This window comes from Streptomyces sp. YGL11-2, from assembly GCF_050054615.1.
Taxonomy (GTDB): Bacteria; Actinomycetota; Actinomycetes; order Streptomycetales; family Streptomycetaceae; genus Streptomyces.
This window is the reverse complement of sequence record NZ_JBNHIN010000046.1, coordinates 12,045-29,851: the sequence shown is the minus strand read 5'-3', so window position 1 is coordinate 29,851 and position 17,807 is coordinate 12,045. Positions and strand designations below refer to the sequence as shown.

General features: G+C 73.0%; 15 protein-coding genes and 1 pseudogene. 4 read left to right on the top strand and 12 right to left on the bottom strand.

What is annotated here, in order from left to right:
* Positions 1–50 precede the first annotated feature (50 nt).
* The 7 genes and pseudogenes from ACO1BR_RS34400 to ACO1BR_RS34370 all read right to left on the bottom strand — a co-directional run bounded on the left by ACO1BR_RS34400 (position 51) and on the right by ACO1BR_RS34370 (position 7,746).
* Positions 51–971, bottom strand: a complete 921-nt coding sequence (locus ACO1BR_RS34400; RefSeq protein WP_426799030.1) for an NADP-dependent oxidoreductase — start codon at positions 969–971, stop codon at positions 51–53.
* Between the two features lie 90 nt (positions 972–1,061).
* Positions 1,062–3,098 carry a DUF5107 domain-containing protein gene (locus ACO1BR_RS34395; RefSeq protein WP_426799029.1) on the bottom strand — a complete coding sequence of 679 codons (2,037 nt, stop codon included), beginning with the start codon at positions 3,096–3,098 and terminating at the stop codon, positions 1,062–1,064.
* Positions 3,099–3,206: 108 nt separating this feature from the next.
* Positions 3,207–4,112: an arginase family protein gene (locus tag ACO1BR_RS34390; protein WP_426799028.1), complete on the bottom strand. Its 906-nt coding sequence runs from the start codon at positions 4,110–4,112 to the stop codon at positions 3,207–3,209.
* A 119-nt stretch (positions 4,113–4,231) separates the two neighbouring features.
* The gene (locus tag ACO1BR_RS34385; protein WP_426799058.1) at positions 4,232–4,663 is read right to left on the bottom strand and encodes a glyoxalase superfamily protein; all 432 of its coding nucleotides are present in this window, start codon (positions 4,661–4,663) and stop codon (positions 4,232–4,234) included.
* Positions 4,649–5,194: pseudogene (locus ACO1BR_RS34380) on the bottom strand (GNAT family N-acetyltransferase); the annotation flags it as partial. The pseudogene ACO1BR_RS34380 and the gene ACO1BR_RS34385, both read right to left, overlap by 15 nt.
* A 137-nt stretch (positions 5,195–5,331) precedes the next feature.
* The gene (locus tag ACO1BR_RS34375; protein ID WP_426799027.1) at positions 5,332–6,771 is read right to left on the bottom strand and encodes a CoA transferase; all 1,440 of its coding nucleotides are present in this window, start codon (positions 6,769–6,771) and stop codon (positions 5,332–5,334) included.
* A gap of 57 nt (positions 6,772–6,828) precedes the next feature.
* Positions 6,829–7,746, bottom strand: coding sequence for a DUF2867 domain-containing protein (locus ACO1BR_RS34370; RefSeq protein WP_426799057.1), 918 nt, complete (start codon positions 7,744–7,746; stop codon positions 6,829–6,831).
* Positions 7,747–7,790: 44 nt separating this feature from the next.
* Between ACO1BR_RS34370 and ACO1BR_RS34365 the strand changes: the two genes are divergently transcribed.
* The 3 genes from ACO1BR_RS34365 to ACO1BR_RS34355 all read left to right on the top strand — a co-directional run bounded on the left by ACO1BR_RS34365 (position 7,791) and on the right by ACO1BR_RS34355 (position 10,078).
* Positions 7,791–8,471 carry a TetR/AcrR family transcriptional regulator gene (locus ACO1BR_RS34365; RefSeq protein ID WP_426799026.1) on the top strand — a complete coding sequence of 227 codons (681 nt, stop codon included), beginning with the start codon at positions 7,791–7,793 and terminating at the stop codon, positions 8,469–8,471.
* Between the two features lie 173 nt (positions 8,472–8,644).
* Positions 8,645–9,835 (top strand): cytochrome P450, encoded by a 1,191-nt coding sequence (locus ACO1BR_RS34360; RefSeq protein WP_426799025.1) that lies wholly within the window; start codon positions 8,645–8,647, stop codon positions 9,833–9,835.
* Between the two features lie 48 nt (positions 9,836–9,883).
* Entirely contained in the window at positions 9,884–10,078 is a 195-nt protein-coding gene (locus ACO1BR_RS34355; RefSeq protein WP_426799024.1) for a ferredoxin, read from the top strand.
* Positions 10,079–10,250: 172 nt separating this feature from the next.
* Here the strand turns inward: ACO1BR_RS34355 and ACO1BR_RS34350 are convergent, their stop codons facing one another.
* The 5 genes from ACO1BR_RS34350 to ACO1BR_RS34330 all read right to left on the bottom strand — a co-directional run bounded on the left by ACO1BR_RS34350 (position 10,251) and on the right by ACO1BR_RS34330 (position 15,500).
* Positions 10,251–12,071 carry a CocE/NonD family hydrolase gene (locus ACO1BR_RS34350; RefSeq protein WP_426799023.1) on the bottom strand — a complete coding sequence of 607 codons (1,821 nt, stop codon included), beginning with the start codon at positions 12,069–12,071 and terminating at the stop codon, positions 10,251–10,253.
* A 212-nt stretch (positions 12,072–12,283) separates the two neighbouring features.
* The gene (locus tag ACO1BR_RS34345) at positions 12,284–12,514 is read right to left on the bottom strand and encodes a hypothetical protein (RefSeq protein ID WP_426799022.1); all 231 of its coding nucleotides are present in this window, start codon (positions 12,512–12,514) and stop codon (positions 12,284–12,286) included.
* Positions 12,515–12,655: 141 nt separating this feature from the next.
* Positions 12,656–14,020, bottom strand: coding sequence for a M20/M25/M40 family metallo-hydrolase (locus ACO1BR_RS34340; RefSeq protein WP_426799021.1), 1,365 nt, complete (start codon positions 14,018–14,020; stop codon positions 12,656–12,658).
* The gene (locus ACO1BR_RS34335; protein WP_426799020.1) at positions 14,013–14,846 is read right to left on the bottom strand and encodes a M55 family metallopeptidase; all 834 of its coding nucleotides are present in this window, start codon (positions 14,844–14,846) and stop codon (positions 14,013–14,015) included. Before ACO1BR_RS34335 ends, ACO1BR_RS34340 begins: the two co-directional genes overlap by 8 nt.
* 147 nt (positions 14,847–14,993) lie before the next feature.
* A complete protein-coding gene (locus ACO1BR_RS34330) occupies positions 14,994–15,500 on the bottom strand; it encodes a PadR family transcriptional regulator (RefSeq protein WP_426799019.1) in 507 nt (168 codons plus the stop codon).
* 522 nt (positions 15,501–16,022) lie between these two features.
* Here ACO1BR_RS34330 and ACO1BR_RS34325 point away from each other — a divergent pair.
* Positions 16,023–17,798: a glycoside hydrolase family 13 protein gene (locus ACO1BR_RS34325; RefSeq protein ID WP_426799018.1), complete on the top strand. Its 1,776-nt coding sequence runs from the start codon at positions 16,023–16,025 to the stop codon at positions 17,796–17,798.
* The last annotated feature ends 9 nt before the right edge of the window (positions 17,799–17,807 follow it).

Here is a 17,807-nt window from a genome sequence, read left to right as displayed (position 1 = left end):
ACCCCCCTTCGCTCTCTCCTCAGCCCTCCCCTACGCACCGTTCGCGCGCCTCACACCTCCAGAACGATCTTGCCGCGGGCCCGCCCCGCCATGCTGAGGCGGAACGCCTCGGCCGCCTCCGCCAGCGGGAACACCGCCTCGACCGGCACCGTCAGCTTCCCCGCGTCCGCGAGCGCGCCCAGCGCGGCCAGATCGGCGGAGTCGGGTCTCACCCACACCATGTGGCCGCCCTTCGCCCCGACTTCGCCGTCGGCGATCGACACCACCCGGCCGCGGTCCTTCAGCACCTGCTGCGAGACCTCCACGGCCCCGCCGCCGACGAAGTCCAGGGCCGCATCGACGCCTTCGGGGGCCAGCGCCCGCACCCGGTCCGCCAGTCCGTCCCCGTAGGTCACCGGCTCCGCGCCGAGGGAGCGGAGGAAGTCGTGGTTGCGCTCGCCGGCCGTCCCGATGACGCGGGCGCCCCGCGCGAGCGCGATCTGCACGCCGAGCGAACCCACCCCGCCGGCCGCGGCGTGCACCAGCACCACCTCACCCGCCTTCAGGCCGACCCGCTCGATCGACTGATAGGCCGTCAGTCCGGCCAGCGGCAGTCCGGCCGCCTGCTGCCAGCCGAGCGCGGCGGGCTTGGGCGCCAGGGTCCGCACCGGGGCTGCGACCAGCTCGGCGAACGTGCCGTGCTGCACCGCGTCCTTGCGGACATAGCCGATCACCTCGTCGCCGATCGCGTACTCCGTGGCGTCCGCGCCGACCGCCTCGACGACGCCCGCCAGATCCCACCCGGGGATCAGCGGGAAGTGGACGTCCATGATCCCGTCGAGATGACCCGCGACGATCTTCCAGTCCACCGGATTGACCCCGGCCGCTTTGACCCGCACCAGCACCGAGTCGGGCGCGACCTTGGGATCGGGGTACTCGGAGAGCGTGAGAACCTCGGGGCCGCCGTAACTGTTCGTGTTGATTGCCTTCATGGTCGCTACAACGCGTGACAGGCGGCAGGTGATTCCGCGTCACGCCACCGATTCCCGATTGGCATATGCCAGTCTCGCGCACGGGCGGGCTCAGTCCCGCACCGGCCGCATCCGGTACTCGTACCGCTCCGGCAGCGGATGCTCCCGGCGCGCCCTGGCGGCGACGTCCTCGGTGACCGGACCGTCCCCCGCCACCATCCGCTCGGCGATCGCGTACCAGGTGTCACTGAGCGTCTCGTCACCCTCTCTCAGATCGGCTATCTCGAAGCCCTCGTCGAAGATCTCGCGGGCCGCGCCCGGCCGGCCCTGAGCGAGCAGGACCCGGGCCCGCAGCAACCGGAAGCGGCCCGCGGCGAGTTCGGCCGGGCGCAGCGCCGCCAGCACTGCGGCGGCCGCTTCGACGCGGCCGGCCGCGAGCAGCGCGGGAACCGCCTCGCGGGCGAGCGCGGGCAGCACCGCCCGACAGGCCCGTGCCACCGCCGGGTCGTCCGCCACGGCCGGCGCCGCGGCGCGGGCGAACGCCTCGGCGAACCGGTCGGCGGCATGCGCCGTTTCGCCCGCCACGGACTCCGCGACGGCCAGGCAGTACAGGGGCAGGCAGCCGGCGCCGTGCGCCAGCGCGCGCTCCCAGCTGCGGACGGCCTGGGCGCGGTCACCGGCGTGCCACTGGGCGAGGCCGAGGTGGTATTCCGTCGCCGGGCCCGGCCGCGCGGCCTCCAGCAGCTCGCGCCAGGCCGGGGCCACCGGCGCCGGCCCGGGAACGGGGCCGCCGGCCGGCAGCTCGCCGGTCCGGATCAGCGCCAGCCAGGGCTCCTGCTCCTCCCCCAACGTGGCCGCGTCGAACGGCGTTCCGGGCAGGTCCAGCCCCGCCCGGGCGACTTCGAGCGCGCCCCACCCGGAACCGGTGGCCAGCACCTCCTTCGGTTCCCGGTCGGCATACGGGAGCCAAGCGGCATGGGCCGCGTCGACTTCGGCCCGCGGCAGCGCCGCCGCCAGCCGGACGGCGACCTCGTCGCGGGCCGCCGGCCAGTCCGTGCCGTGCACGGTGGCGGGATCGGCGGCCAGCGGCCCGTACGCCTCCAGCCAGGCCAACTCCCCGTCCGCTTCGAGCGGTACATGCTCCAGCTGAGTACGCGCCAGCCCCGCCTGGATCTCCGCGTGGCCGCCGGTGCCGGGCTCGGTGAGCCAGCGCTGCCAGCGTCGCCCGGCCCGGCCCGCACCCCAGAGGAACAGCTTGCGGCCACGCAGCGTGTCGGTGGAGGTCTGCACCAGACCGCGGCCGTCGCCGTCCAGGGAGGCGATCCAGCGACGGGCGCCGTCGGGGACCTCGTAGAAGTAGTCCGCCGGGAACTCGCTGCGGAGCGGGTAACTCCGGTCGGCGCCGCCGGATTCCGGAACCGGCACACGCCGCAGCGTGCGCTCGTAGCCGAAGTGCCACGCCTCGTCGGCCGGCGCCAGCACCCGGGTGCGCTCGTCCTCCGGGACGGCGATGTTGGACCACCAGTACACCGGGACGGTGTGGTGGTGCGGATTGCGGATCCGTACGCCCACGTAGAGGAAGTCCGAGCCCTCGGGGAGCCACAGGTCCACCTGGAAGGGCAGATCGCGCAGCCGCTCCCACTCCCACAGCCGCAGCATCTCGCCGCCGTCGGGCGCCGGGACCCGGGCCGCGTGCATCGGTGCGCACGAGAGGGTCGTATGGCCCGTGGCGCCGATGTTCCATTCGATACCGCCGGAGAACCAGGCGCCGTTGAGCGCGAACGCGGCGGGCTGCACCACCGGGTTGCGGTAGAGGAGTTCCCGGCCGGTGGGCTTGTGGTGCAGGGAGTGCACCCGGCCGCCGAGGCCGGGCAGGACGGTGGCGCGCAGCCGGTCGTTCTCGATGACCAGCGCCGCCAGGTCGGTGGCGCGCCGGTCGCGGCCGTAACCGTCGCGCATCCGGGTGGGCAGGATCGAGCGCAGCGGCTGGTAGCCGAGCTGCCGTGCCATGTCCGCCGGGAGACGCTCGCCTTGGGGGATCTCGACGCGGTGCGGGTCGCCGGCGGCGCGCAGTGCGGGGAGCGGGTTGTCCGGGCCCAGGGGGGCCGCGGGGAGGGTCAGGGTGGTGCGTCGGACACTCGTGGCCACGGCTGCCTCGCAGGATCGGGCGGGGCCACCCCGGCTGCGGCGGCCCCCTGTTGACCATGGAACAGCGTGATCGCCGGTCTGAACAGGGCGTCTTGCGGACAGGTGCGGTCAGGGTTGCGCAAAGACGCCCTCCAGGAGGCCGGCGAGGAGCACCGCCCCGGCTCCCGTGGGGTCGCGGTCCGGGTCGTAGATCGTCACATCGACCCCCACACAGCGCGGCGAGGCCGCCAACGGCGCCAGCAGCGCGCGGAGTTCGGACGCGGACAGCCCGCCGGGGTCGGGGCTGTCCACCGCCGGCATCACGGCCGGGTCCAGCACATCGGCGTCCAGATGGATCCAGAACCCGTCCAGCGGGGAGTTCTGGAGGTGCCCGAGCGCGGCCCGCGCCACCGCCTCCGGGCCGCGCCGCCGGATCTCGCCGACGTTGGTGCAGCTGATGCCGAGCCGGCTCAGCTCCGGCTGGTCCTCGTCCGCGTCACGTACCCCCAGGATCCGTACGTCCTCGTCGCGGACGTACGGCCGCAGGCCGTCGATGTCCGTCAGGTCGGGCTGCCCGCGTCCGGTGATCTGTGCGACGCCCTCCCCCGCGGCGGCACCGACCGGCCCCGACACGTCCGCGTTCCCCGGGTGCCGGAAGTCGCCGTGCCCGTCCAGATAGGCCACGCCGTACCGGCCCAGCCGCCGCAGCGCGAGCACCGCGCCCAGGAGGATGCTGCAGTCGCCACCGAGGACGACCGGGAAGTCGCCGCTCCGTACGTGTCCCGCCACCCGCCGCGCCAGCCGCACGCTGTACCCGGCGATCGCCGCGGCGTGGAAGACCCCGTCCCCCTCCCGCCACTCCCCCAGGGCGTAGCGGGGCGGGACCACGACCCCGCCCTCCAGCGCCCCGAGCCGGCGCAGCAGCCCCTGCTCCCGCAGCGCCCCGGCCAGCTTGGAGCAGCCGGGCACGGCGCCCGGCGCGGGGGGCCGCAGCCCCAGATTGGACGGGGCGTCGATCAGTACGTTCCGGCGCATAAGGGGATCGTAACGGCCTCCACGGGGGCGGCCGTTGGTTGCGGGGGGTTGCACGGAAGTCCCGCGGGCCGGCGGCGCCGCCGGCCCCGGCTCGACGGACGGCCCCCCGCCTGCCCCGCTCAGCCCGACTCGCCGCCCCCGCCCCGTTCGTTGAACCGCAGCCGGTTGCCGAACGGGTCGGTGAGGGTGAGTGAGGTCCCGAACTCATCCGTCTCCAGGCCGGGGCGCTGATACGGGTAGTCCTTGGCGGCCAGTTCGGCGTGGAGGGCGCGGACGCCGGTCAGCTCGGTGTAGACGGTGGAGCCGGGGGTCGCGTCCCCGTGGTGCTCCGAGAGGTGCAGGACCAGAGCGCCGCGGGAGACCTGGGTGTAGAGCGGCGTTCCGGGTGCGAAGCGGTGCTCCCAGTCGAGGGCGCAGCCGAGGTAGCCGACGTAGAAGTCCTTCGCCTTGGCCACGTCGAAGATCCGGAAGACCGGTACGGGCCGCTGGAGGACGACGGGTTGGGGCGTGTCCGGGGAGCCGGTGGGCCGCTCCGCCGCGGCCTGGAGCATCTCGCTGGTCATGGCCCAGCGCTGGTGCCCGCGCCACGCGCCGTCGATGAACAGGAAGTCCGGGGAGAACCCCTCCAGCCGGAAGCCGGCGCGCCGGACCAGGGCGATCGACTCCCTGTTGTCCGGCTGGACGTTGACCTCCAGGCGGTGCAGGCCCAGTTCCCCGAAGGCGTGGTGCAGGACGAGCCGGAGCCCCTCGCTCATCAGGCCGCGTCCGGCGGCGTGCGCGAAGGCCCCGTAGCCGATGGCGCCGCAGCGGAACGCGCCGTGCACGATGTTGTTGACGGTCAGGTAGCCGGCGATCCGCCCGCTGGCGTGTTCGCAGATCAGAAAGCCCTCGCGGGCCGGTTCCTGAAGGCGTGCCAGATAGCCGTCGAAGGCGTCGTCGGTGAGCGGCGGGTAGAGCCAGGGGTGGTGCAGCTCGGCGCTCTGCCGGGCGAGCGTGGTGAACTCCTCCCGGTCGGCGGCGGTGAAGTGCCGGATGCCCACCCGGGGGCCACGCGCGAGGTAGCGATCGTCGGAGCTCGTCATCGGCAGATCGTACGAGGGGCGGGGGCGGGTGACCAAGCGGCGTTTCGGGCGCCGGCCCGTCCCGCCCGCACGGGGCGGCGGCCCTGGTGCGGACCTGCCCCGTACGGGCGGGACGGTGCGGCCTCACGGGGCCGGGGTCAGCGCCATACGGGCGCGTCCGTCCCCCAACGGCCGGGCGGAGTCGCCCAATCGGCCGGTCCCCCGTCGAAGGCGATCGGTGGGCGGGCGTGCCGCAGCCGGCCCACGGGGCTGTCGGTCTCGCGGAGATGGCGGTCGGGGTCGTAGCCCGTGGGAGGGGCGGCCGTCCCCGTGGGCGCGGCGGGCCTCTTGGGCCCTTCCCCCAGGTCCTGCATCAGCCACCGCGCCGTACGGGCCAGCGCGAGGGTCGCCAGATGCGCGCCGCCGGTCCGGGCCTGCTCCGTGAGCGACCGCAGCACCGCGGCCGCCAGCAGATATCCGGTGGCGTGGTCCAGCGCCTGGGCGGGCAGCGCACCGGGATTCCCGTCGGCGTCCGCCTCCGCGGCGGCGATACCGGTCGCGACCTGCACCAGGCTGTCGAACCCTCGCCGGGCGCCCCAGGGGCCATCGTCCCCCCAGGCGGAGAGCCGGGCCACGACCAACCCGGGGCGGCGTTCGGCGAGCGCTTCGGGGGCGAGCCCGAAGCGGTCCAGGGCGCCGGGACGGTAGCCGCTCACCACGACGTGCGCGTCCGCGAGCAGCGCCTCGAAGGACGCCCGACCGCTGCGCGAGCCCAGGTCCAGGGTGGTGGACCGCTTGCCGAACCCGGTGTCGTTGTGCGCGTCCTGACTCTCCGGGAGCTGCGGGGCGTCGATGCGCAGGACGTCCGCGCCCAGGAGGGCGAGGGTGCGGGTGGCGACCGGACCGGCGATCACCCGGGTCAGGTCCAGGACGCGCAGCCCGGCGGCGGGCAGCGTCGGAGCGCCGGCGAGGGTGGGCAGCGGACGCGGCGGGGTACCGCCGCCGAGGGCCTCGCGGCTGAGCAGCGGCAGCCCGGCCAGCGCGGCACCCTGCGGGTGGGCGGCCCACTCCTTGGGGGTGCGGGCGGCGACGGCCAGCCCGCCCGCCGCGTCGACGGCCTCCTGGACGTCGTCGGCGGTGCGTCCGGCGACGACGGCCGCGACCTCGGTCGGGCCGGCGGTCTCGGGGAGGCCCAGCGCGCGCAGCAGACGGGCTTGGTGGTGCGGGTAGTTGGCGTGCGTGCGGACCCAGCCGTCGGCGGTGCGCCAGAAGCGGGAGAGCGGGGCGAACGCCGAGGGTGCGCGGCCGTCGATCCGCAGATGGCGCTCGCTGACGAAGGCGGTGGCCACCGCGCCGTCGTCGACCCGTACGGCGGGCAGCGAGCCGCCGTAGCGCTGCGCCGCCAGCTCCGCCGCGGCGAGCGCGCAGGCGGCGACGGCGGCGCGGGCCAGGTCCATCACGGGGAGCCGGGCCGGCAGCAGGCCGGGCGGCCCGCCGTACGCGATCCGCCGCGGGAGGCCCGGGTCGCCCGCCAGTGCCGCCCAGGCCAGATCCGTGCCGGTGTCGTGCCGTTGCCCTATGTCATGTCGTTGCCCCATGAAGCGAGTTTGACACTCAGTGCCACCCGTGACCAGTGGATCCCCGCATCTCGCGGATCACCGCCCCGCGGGCGGCCGCGCCACCCACCGCTCCCCCGCGTCGGGCGCCGCCAGGGCCAGCCGGCGATGGGTGCGGCGCAGCATCGTACGGGCCATGAAGGGGTGGACGCGCCGCACGAGGGCGAGGTAGAGCCGCCCGCCCCGGTGGTGGGTGCGGACGACCGTGCCGAGGGTGATGTGGCCGTCGGCGACCAGGACGGAGGCCCGGAAGTCCAGGTGGCCGGCGTCCTTGCCGAGCAGGATCTCGCAGCCCTCCCGGCCCACCACCGGGAACGGCGCACCGCGCAACACCCCTTCCCAGGCTTCCGGTTCCGCCGGCATGCCGGGGCGCAGCGGCAGCTGCCAGGCGTCCTGGAAGTCCGTACGCGGAAAGGCACCGCGTGCCAGCCGAGCGCCCTCCGGGAGAGCGACGGCCGTCGGGCGGTCCCACAGCAGCCGGTTGAGCAGCCGCACCCGCGGCGACCAGCGAACGGGGGCGTCGAGCCGTCCGGTGGCCGCCCGTTCGATGTTGTCGAGCGTCTCCTCGACGACGGTGTCGTGTCCGGCGTGGATCGCCAGATGCCACACGAGCCGGCGGGCGAGGCCGTGCCGGCACTCCAGGACGTGCTCGACCCGGCAGCGGTCCGGCCCCAGGGGGCGGACGGTGAACTCGTGGTAGCCGGTGGCGCCGCCGTGCGGGCCAGGGAGGAAGTCGAAGCGGACGCGGCGGCCCGGTTCGTGGACGGCCACCCGGTAGGGGCCCAGGCCGTGGTCGCCGACGGCACCGACTCCCAGGGGACGGTCGAAGCGCATCGGGTGCCAGGCGGGCGTCGGGAAGAGCGGATCGGGATCGCCGCCGAGCCGGTCGAGCAGGGCTCCCACGGCACTCGCCGGGGCCAGGACGGTGCGGGAATGAACGTTGCGGACCGTACGCACGGACACCTCCATACGGTGGCGTATGTTTGACCGTACGGTAGCGTATGGTCATGGTGCGACAGCGAGAGAGGGCGGCCCGCGGCGGCGCGCGACAGCGGCTGACGGTGCGGGACTGGGCCGATGCGGCCCTGGCGGCGATGGGCGAGGGCGGACTCGCGGCGGTGGCGGTGGAGCCGCTCGCGGCCCGGCTGGGCACCACGAAGGGCAGCTTCTACTGGCACTTCGCCAATCGGGACGCGCTGATCGAGGCCGCGCTGGAGCGCTGGGAGGAGAGCCGCACCGAGGCCGTGATCGCCGAGCTGGCGGACGAGCCCGACCCCGGCACCCGGCTCCGCCGGCTGTTCCAGCGGGCCACCCGAACCGCCGCCGAGGACCCCCTGGAGGTGTCGTTGCTGGCGTCCGCGGCCGATCCGCGGGTGGCGGCCACCCTCGCGCGGGTGACCGACCGCCGCATCGGCCATATCGCCTCGCTCTTCGCGGAGTTGGGCTTCCCGGAGGACGAGGCCCGGCGCCGCGGCCTGCTCGCGTACACCGCCTACCTGGGGCACACCCAGCTCAGCCACGCGGTGCCCGGGACGCTGCCGGCCGGGGACGCCCGCGACCTCCATCTGGACGCGGTGCTGGAGACCTTGTTGCGTCCGGCGGGAACTACCGCCGCACGTCCGGACGTTCGCGAGGTGAGCCCGGATCCAGACGTATCGGAATCCGCCGCCGAGAAGGGGTGAGGGTGGCGAACGGGGCTGATTCCGCACCGAGTCGACCGGACCGCACGGGGTGCCGTGGGCATCGCGCGGGGACCGGCGCGGCCGGACTCGCGTCCAGGGCCGGCATGTCCTACGGGAGTCGGCCGCGACACCCCGTCGACGACCGGCTCACCTCACCCGCATGGGAGGAATCCGTGACCGAGACCGTCTCCTTCCCCCAGGACCGCACCTGCCCCTACCACCCTCCGGTGAACTACCGGCCGCTGCGCGAGGCGGGCCCGCTCGCCCATGTCACCTTCTACGACGGCCGCGATGTCTGGGCCGTGACCGGCCACACCGAGGCGCGGGCGCTGCTGACCGACCCCCGGCTGTCGTCCGACCGGCAGAACCCCTCGTTCCCGGCGCCTGCCGAGCGCTTCAGGACCGCCGCCCGGCGGTTCAGAACCCCGCTGATCGGCACGGACGACCCCGAGCACAACGCCCAGCGCCGGATGCTGATCCCCAGCTTCAGTCTCAGGCGGACCGCCGTGCTCCGTCCGCGGATCCAGCGCGTCGTCGACGAGTTGCTGGACGGGATGCTGGCTCAGGGACCGCCCGCCGAGCTGGTCTCCGCGTTCGCCCTGCCGGTGCCCTCGATGGTCATCTGCTCGCTGCTCGGCGTCCCGTACGCCGACCACGAGTTCTTCGAGGAGCGGTCCCACCGGATGCTCCGCGGACGCACGGCGAAGGAGATCCAGCAGGCCCGCATCGATCTGGAGGACTATCTCTCGGACCTGGTCGCCCGCAAGGAGCGGGATCCGGGCGACGGCCTGCTGGACGAACTGATCGAGGAGCGACTGCTGACCGGCGCCGTCGAGCGCGTCGAGTTGGTCCGGCTGACCATGGTCCTGCTGGTCGCCGGCCATGAGACCACCGCCAACATGATCTCGCTCGGTGCCTTCACCCTCCTGCAACACCCGGAGCAGTTGGACAGGTTGCGGTCGGACGAGGACCTGATGCCCTCCGCGGTCGAGGAGTTGCTCCGGTTCCTGTCCATAGCGGACGGGATGCTGCGGGTGGCGACCGAGGACATCGAGATCGCCGGTCAGACCATCCGGACGGGCGACGGGGTGGTGTTCGCCACGTCGGTGATCAACCGCGACGCGACGGCCTATCCGTCACCGGACGAGCTGGACGTCGGCCGTTCGGCCCGCCACCACATCGCGTTCGGCTTCGGCATCCACCAGTGCCTCGGGCAGAACCTCGCCCGCGCGGAGATGGAGATCGCGCTGCGCTCGCTGTTCACGCGGATCCCCGATCTGCGACTCGCCGCGCCGGCTGCCGACATTCCGTTCAAGCCGGGGGACACTCTGCAAGGAATGCTCGAACTGCCTCTGGCCTGGTAGCGCCGCACGGCCTCCACCAAGGAGGCAGCCCACGGAAAGGGGTCCGACATGCGGATCACCATCGACACGAACGTCTGTATCGGCTCCGGCCAGTGCGCGCTCACCGCGCCGTCGGTGTTCACCCAGGACGACGACGGATTCAGCCAGCTGCTGCCCGGCCGCGAGGACGGCGGGGGCGACCCCCTGGTGCGCGAAGCCGTCCGCGCGTGCCCCGTACAGGCCATCACAGCCACGGAGGAGTGACGCCGGACGACTCACCCCCCACGCGCGGACGGCCCGGATCACGCCCGCGGCCGCCGGCTGACGCCCATGGCGTCCGGCCGAAGCGCACGGCTCCCGGCCGGCGCCAGGCGACCGCGGCGCGCACGCGACGTTCCGCCCCAGACTCCGATCACTACGGCACCCGCCCCGTCCGCTACCGCAACACCCCTTCGGTGACGGGGAGTTCGAGGACCCCGGTGTCCCCGGGAGCGCTGGTGACCGTCACCCGCTTCACCCCGCGATTGCCCGCATAGGCGGTGTCGCTCGCGGCGATCACCAGCCGCAGCCGGTGCCCCGGCGCGAAGCGATGCACCATACCCGGGAGTTCCACGGTGAACTTCCGGGTCACATCGGGCACCCGGGCCGGGGCCACCATCCGGTGCACCAGCGTCTTGCCGCCGTCCGGCGCGACGTCGTAGACCTTGACGAAGAGCAGCAGCCTGTCCGCCGCGTCCGAGGAGTTCTGCACCTCCTCGGCCTGCGGCGAGGAGACCCTCAGCGTCACCCTGGGCGGGCCCACGACGTCCACCGGTCCACCGGTCACCGGCGCCGAGGTCCAGTCCAGGTAGGTGCCCTTGATGTCGTACGGCGGCGCGTCCGGCAGGCCGATGAGGGCGGCCAGCGAGTTCTCCGAATGGCTGGTGGGCACCAGCACGTTGCGGTATTCACGGCTGCCGCGCGCGACCTCGCCGCGGTTGTCGACGAGCCTGCCGTCGCCGGAGAGATAGAGCCGCTGCCGGCCCCCCGTCGGGAAGGCGGACGAGGTGGCGTAGGCGCTTGGGCCCGTCGCCCAGTCGCGGTAGTACGCGAAGGCCGGGCCGGTGCCGGCCGCCGTGCGGTGGCGCAGATAGCGGTCGAACCAGGCGAGGATCCGCTGCCCCACATAGCTACTGTCCAAGTTGCCCGTGGCCAGGTTCAGTTCGCCCTTCGGGGGGTTCTTGATCCCGCCGCTGTGGCCCCAGGACTGCCAGATCATCCCGACCGGGGTGCCCTGCGCGCGGAGGGTCCGGTACGTGGCCGCGGCCTCGTTGAGGTTGAAGAGGGTGTCGGCCTCCCCCTGGACCAGCAGCGTCGGCGCCGTGACCGACTTCAGGTAGGAGACCGGTGAGACGCTGCGCACGTACCGGAACACCTCCTGGGTCCGGTCGGGCGGATACCTGCGGGAATCCAGCAGCCGTTTCATCCGGCAGGCCGGCGCGACGAAGTGCAGACAGCCCGCGCCGCCGATCCACGACGGGTCCAGTCCCGGATGCAGCAGCCCCTGCGCCTCGCCGAGCAGGAAGAACCCGTTCGTCCATTCGTGCTTGTACGCCCCCGGCACCTGTCCGCCGACGCCCCGCCTGCGGCCGGTGTTGTTCGGGTCGAGGGAGTACCCGAGGTCGTTCCAGGTGATCAGCGGCACCAGGGCGTCGACGCGGTGGTCCACGGCGGCGGTCGCCATCTGGATCGCGCCGCCGTAGGACCCGCCGATCATGCCGACCCGCGGATCGCCGGGCCGGTCCCGGGTGACGTAGTCGATGCGGGTGCCGTCGTCGGCGGTGCGCGTCCCCGCCAGCAGGTCGATCAGCTGGCTTGCCGCCCTGCCGTCGATGCCGGGGTCGTCGAGGGAGATCGGGCAGCCGGTCTTGCCGAACCCGAGGCCGGAGTAGGCCAGGGAGACATAGCCGCGGGAGGCGAAGGCCCGGGCGATGCCGTCGGTCGAGCCGTCCGCCTTGCTGCCGCCGAAGCCGTTGGTGGTCAGTACGGCGGGCGCCGGGTGCGCGGCGTCCACGCCTTGGGGGCGGTACAGGTCCACGTCCACGGGGCAGGTGCGGCCGCCGGCGCGGACGGTCACCGTGAGCGCGGTGACCGTGAACGGGGCGGCGGCTCCCCCTGCCGCGGTGGGGGCGTTGAGGACGACGGGCACGGCGAGGACGGTGCCGGCCAGCAGAGCGAGGGGCGTGCGGAGTACGGGGCGGGACACGGCTCGGGACACGCTGGGCACGAGACCTCCACAAGGACACGCCGTACCAACTGGTCGGTAGCGGCCGGGTCATGGTGTGACACGAGTAACGGGCATGTCAACGCTCACGACATGCGGTGATGTCGGAGCGTCAGCTCATTGCTACCCACGGATATATAGGGCGTACGGCGGCCCGGGGGCGGAGATTTTGACCCTACGTCAGCCGAATGCCGGACCGCCCGCCGTCAGACCAGCGCCGGTATCGCACAGGTCAGCGTGCCCGCCGACGCGTCCAGCTCCGCCGGGACACCGAGCGGCACGGTCAGCGCCCGCCGGCCGTCCTCCGCGGGGCGCGGCTCCGTCCACCACACGTCGTCGCCGACGAAGTCGACCCACGCCGGGCGGCCGTCGCGGGCGGCGACCGTCCGGGCGTCCAGCGGGGACGCCCAGGAGCCGTACGGAGCCGTGGTCACCATGCTGTCGTTTCCTCCTCGTGCGGCGCCCGGGACGGTTCGCCGTCGGCCGGCCGGACCCCGGCGGTCGGCCGACCGCCCCTTCTCCGGCGGTAGGGCCCGTCCGATGGGCCAGGCATGAGGGGCAGGCGTGAGGGGCAGGCGCTAGGCGCCGCGCAGGAAGTCATCGAGCACCCGGACGCCGAAGTGCAGGCCCTCTATCGGTACGCGTTCGTCCACGCCGTGGAACAGCGCCTGGTAGTCGAAGCCTTCGGGCAGCTTCAGCGGCGAGAAGCCGTAGCCGACGATGCCCAGCCGGGAGAACTGCTTGGCGTCCGTGCCGCCGGACATGCAGTACGGCACGACCCGGCCCTGCGGGTCGAAGCGCTCGACCGACGCGCGCATCGCGGCGAACGTCGGGGAGTCGACCGGCGCCTGCAAGGCGACCTCGCCGTGGTGGTAGTCCCACGTCACATCGGGTCCGGTGAGCGCGTCCATGGTCGTACGGAACTCCGCCTCGCCGCCTGGGACGACTCTGCCGTCCACATAGGCGACGGCGGATCCCGGGATCACGTTGACCTTGTAACCGGCGGTCAGCATCGTCGGGTTGGCACTGTTGCGGACCGTCGGCGCAACCAGCTTGGCGGACGGCCCGAGCTTGCTCAGCAGCGCGTCGACGTCGCATGCGGGGCTCTCGACGTCGACGTCCACGGCGTGCAGCGCGGCGAGCGCGCGCAGCGCGGCCCGGACGGTCGGGGTGAGCCGCACCGGCCACTCGTGCTCGCCGATCCGCGACACCGCGGAGGCCAGGCGGCTGACGGCGTTGGCATGGTTGATCTTCGAGCCGTGCCCGGCGCGGCCATGGGCGGTCAGCTTCAGCCAGGCCGTGCCGCGCTCCCCCGCCGCGATCGGATAGATCCGCATCCCGCCGCCCGCGTGGAAGGTGAACGCGCCGGATTCGCTGATGCCCTCGGTGCAGCCCTCGAAGAGGTCGGCGTGATGGTCGGCGAGGAATCCCGAACCGTCCTCGGCGCTGGCCTCCTCGTCGGCGGTGAACGCCAGCACGATGTCGCGCCGTGGCCGCACCCCGCCGCGCGCCCACAGTCGGACGGCGGCGAGCATCATCGCGTCCATGTTCTTCATGTCGACGGCGCCGCGGCCCCAGACCACACCGTCGCGGACCTCCCCGGAGAAGGGGTGCACCCGCCAGTCACCGGGCACGGCCGGCACCACGTCCAGATGGCCGTGCACCAGCAGCGCATCGGCGGAGGGTTCGGTGCCCTCGATCCGGGCGACGACGTTCGTCCGCCCCTTGCTGCGCTCCAGCAGGACCGGTTCGATCCCCACGTCGGCCAGCCGCTCGGCGACGTACTCGGCGGCCGGGCGCTCCCGGCAGGCACCGTCACCGGCATTGCTCGTGTCGATACGGATCAGATCGGAGGTGAACCGCACCACCTCGTCCAGCGCCTGCTGGTCGACCGCTCCCGCGGCCGTGCCCGCGCTCTGTTCCGCCCGCTGATTCTCAGCCATATTGTTCCTCCACGGCGGACGAGACGACCGTGGTGACCGCCTTGAAACACCGGATGGCTTCGTACATGTTCTGACCGGTATACGCGACCCGGCGCTCCCCACAGCGCTCCACGCCGGGCACGCACGTAGCCGCACCCACCAGATGCTCCGCGTCGAACTCCAACTCGAACCGGAACGGACCTGCCTGGGCCGGATCGTGACGCACCGCGAGCGCCGCCCCCTTGCAGGCCGCAGCCCGGATCTCGGCCGCCGTACGGGCCGGCGGGCGGCAGACCGCCGCATAGCGCGACACATAGTCCTTCACCGCCACCCCCGGCGCCCGCGGGGCGTACCCCAGCGCGTCCTGGCACGTCCGGTCGTCGCCGGTCACCAGCACCACCGGAACGCCGTACTCGGCCACCACAAGGGAGTTGAGATGACCCTCGCTCGCCCGCACCCCGTCGACCCAGACGCCCGTCAGCGTGTTGGCGAGATACGTGTGCGCCAGCACCCCTTCCGTGCCGGCGCCCGTGTGGTACCCGACGAAGGCGATCCCGTCGACGTCTCCGTGCTGCACCCCCTCCACCATGCTCAACGACTTATGGCGCCCCGTCAGCATCTCCGCCCGACGGTCGAGCCGCTCCAGCAGCAGATTGCGCATCGACCAGTGGGCCTCATTGACGAGGACCTCATCCGCCCCGCCGTCGAAGAACCCGGCGACGGCCGCGTTCACATCGGAGGTGAACATCTGGCGGCAGCGCTCCCACTGCGGTGTGCCCGGCAGCACATCGGCGGGCCATGTCACGCCCGTGGCACCCTCCATGTCCGCGGAGATCAGGATCTTCACCGTCTGTCAGTCCCATCGCAGGCGGGAGGCCGGATGCGCGGCCCTTGATCCGTCACGGTACGCGGCCTCGAACACCCGGACCAGGGCTGTGGATAACTCCGCCGGTCCAGACCACTGAAGATCGTCTGTGTGGCCCAGCACGCCCCGCTATTCCAGCTCCTCCTGGCAGCGCTCCAGCCAGTCGAGGTCCGCCTGGAGGTGGAGCATCGCGCCCTCTATCAGCAGCTGCGCGACCTGGTTGTCCTGGTTCCCGGCCGCCGCGAGCCGGGACAGTGCGCGCATGCTCTTGAGGTACTGGCGGCGCTGCCTGTCGATCAGGGCGAGCCGGTCGGCGGTGCCGGTACGGGGGGCGAGGGCGAACTTCATGAAGAACTCGTCGCGGACCCGGGGCTCGACGGTGGACTCCTCGAACCAGGCGTCCACGGTTTCCCGGCCGGCCGCGGTGATGCGGTAGATGCGCTTGTTGGGGCGGTCCGGCTGCTCGACGTCCTCACCCTCAAGGAGACCGGCCTTCTCCAGCCTGCCCAGGGTGACGTAGATCTGACCGATGTTCGGCGACGGGTAGGCCACGCCCAGCAGCGCCTCCAGGGCGCGTTTGAGTTCGTAGCCGTGTGCGGGTCCGCTGACCAGCAGCGCCAGGAGTGGCAGCCGCACGCTCTCCCTCTCCCTCCGGCACTACATGTCGGTTGTCCGGTTCCCCCGTTGGTGAATCGGCTCGCCGTCGTCTCGCCCCGAGGTATCCAGTATCCCGCACAGCGAACGGCTATTCATGGGGCGGTCCACCGGCCGGCCCGCCGGCGCACGGCGTGAAGTGGGCTCCGCGGGGTAGCCGTACGGCAGGCAGCCCCTGCCGCTCCCCCTCACCAGGTCCGCTCGCCGGGTCGCTCGCCGGACCGCTCCCCGGTCCGGTTCCCGCCCTGTTACGCGCGTCGCGCCGCTCGCCCAACACCCAGGTCTCGGAGGGGAGTTGCGGTGGGCGCCGACCGGCCGTACCGGGCCGGATGCTGAGCAGTCAGGTACGGGCGTCGCGCCCATTCCACGCAATCCCGGGCACCTCTGTGACAACTTTGAACATTCTGTTGACACCGAAAAGACACCGCTACCTAACATACATGCATAACAGCAACTCGCAGGCGGCCAGGCCGACTTGCACACGTAAGAACGGGATCACGGCAGATGCTCACAGCCACCGCGCAACGCGGCCACCCGACCGCCACCCAGGACACGGCCCAGCGCTGGTGGCGCGATGCGGTCATCTACCAGGTCTACGTACGCAGCTTCCGCGATACCACCGGCAACGGCACCGGCGACCTCGCCGGGGTCCGCAGCGGGCTCCCGTACCTCAAGAAGCTGGGCGTGGACGGCATGTGGCTCAGCCCGTTCTTCCCCTCCCCCCAGCACGACCACGGCTACGACGTCGCAGACTACCGCGACGTCGATCCGGCGTACGGCGATCTCAACGAGTTCGACCGCCTGGTGGCCGAGGCGCACCAGCTCGGCCTGAAGGTGCTGCTGGACATCGTCCCCAACCACTGTTCCAGCGAACATCCCTGGTTCCGGGCCGCATTGGAGGAAGCCCCGGGCGGCCCGTCGCGGTCGCTCTTCCACTTCGCCGACGGGCGCGGACAGGCCGGTGAACTGCCGCCGAACAACTGGCGCGCGATGTTCGGCGGCCCCGCCTGGTCCCGGATCACCGAGGCGGACGGCACCCCGGGCCAGTGGTACCTCCACATGTTCACCCCCGAGCAGCCCGATCTGAACTGGCGCAACCCCGATGTGGCCGCCGACTTCGACAAGGTGCTGCGCTTCTGGCTCGACCGGGGCGTGGACGGGTTCCGCATCGACGTGGCCGCCGGACTGTACAAGCACCCCGAACTCCCCGACTCCCCCGATCCGTCGGCCGACGAGCGCACCCGCGACTCGGTCAACCCGCTGGCCTGGAACCAGCCCGAGGTGCACCAGGTGTGGCGCGACTGGCGGGCGCTGTGCGAGGAGTACACCGCCGTGGACGGCCGGGACCGGCTCCTGGTCGGCGAGGTCTCGGTGCGCACTCCGGGCGAGCAGGCCGCGTACGTCCGGGCCGACGAGCTGCACCAGGCGTTCTTCTTCCACCTGCTGACCGCGCGGTGGGACGTCGGGCTCTTCCGCACGGTCATCTCCGATGCGCTGACCGATATCGCGGGCACCGGATCGACCGTCACCTGGGTGCTCAACAACCACGACCAGGTGCGGACCGTCACCCGTTACGCGGGCGAACGGGGCACTCCGGAAGGCGAGTTGGGCTCGGCGCGAGCCCGCGCCGCCGCGCTGCTGATGCTGGCCCTGCCGGGCGCGGCGTATGTCTACCAGGGCGAGGAGCTGGGCCTGCCCGAGGTCACCGATCTGCCGGACGAGGTGCTCACCGACCCGATCTTCCACCGCACGGGCAGCCGGCAGCACATCCGGGACGGGTGCCGGGTGCCGCTGCCGTGGTCCGGGGACGCGGCGCCGTTCGGCTTCAGTACGGGTGCCGAGGGCGAGCCGTGGCTGCCGCAGCCCGCCGGGTTCGCCGGGCACACCATGGACCGGGCGGTGGCCGACACCGGCTCCTTCTGGCACCTCTACCGCGAGGCGCTCCAACTCCGCCGGGGCCTTCCGCAGCTCGGCGAGGGCACCCTGCGCTGGCTGGAGTCCCCGGCCCAGGTACTGGCGTTCGTTCGCGGTGACGGCCTGGTGTGCGCGATCAACTTCGGCACGGAGCCGGTGCCCGCACCCGTGGCGGGCGTGCCGCTGCTGGCGAGCGGCGCCTGTCCGGCCGGGACGCTCCCGGGGTCGACCGCCGTGTGGTGGATGGACCCGACACAGCAGCCGGGGCTGCCGTCGCCGTCCCATCGGAGCCCGTCCCTCAGGGCCCTCCCGTCAGGGCCGGGGCCCTCCCGCCGGCGGCCTCCCGCCGGAGCGGGTGACGGGTGACGGGTGCGC

Excerpts from the sequence above, each read along its gene's own strand:
- ACO1BR_RS34385 (WP_426799058.1), bottom strand. The coding sequence starts at position 4,663 with ATGCTCCAGGCCGCGGCGGAGCGGCCCACCGGCTCCCCGGACACGCCC.
- ACO1BR_RS34345 (WP_426799022.1), bottom strand. The coding sequence starts at position 12,514 with ATGGTGACCACGGCTCCGTACGGCTCCTGGGCGTCCCCGCTGGACGCC.
- ACO1BR_RS34355 (WP_426799024.1), top strand. The coding sequence starts at position 9,884 with ATGCGGATCACCATCGACACGAACGTCTGTATCGGCTCCGGCCAGTGC.
- ACO1BR_RS34325 (WP_426799018.1), top strand. The coding sequence starts at position 16,023 with ATGCTCACAGCCACCGCGCAACGCGGCCACCCGACCGCCACCCAGGAC.
- ACO1BR_RS34340 (WP_426799021.1), bottom strand. The coding sequence starts at position 14,020 with ATGGCTGAGAATCAGCGGGCGGAACAGAGCGCGGGCACGGCCGCGGGA.
- ACO1BR_RS34390 (WP_426799028.1), bottom strand. The coding sequence starts at position 4,112 with ATGCGCCGGAACGTACTGATCGACGCCCCGTCCAATCTGGGGCTGCGG.
- ACO1BR_RS34375 (WP_426799027.1), bottom strand. The coding sequence starts at position 6,771 with ATGGGGCAACGACATGACATAGGGCAACGGCACGACACCGGCACGGAT.
- ACO1BR_RS34400 (WP_426799030.1), bottom strand. The coding sequence starts at position 971 with ATGAAGGCAATCAACACGAACAGTTACGGCGGCCCCGAGGTTCTCACG.
- ACO1BR_RS34365 (WP_426799026.1), top strand. The coding sequence starts at position 7,791 with ATGGTCATGGTGCGACAGCGAGAGAGGGCGGCCCGCGGCGGCGCGCGA.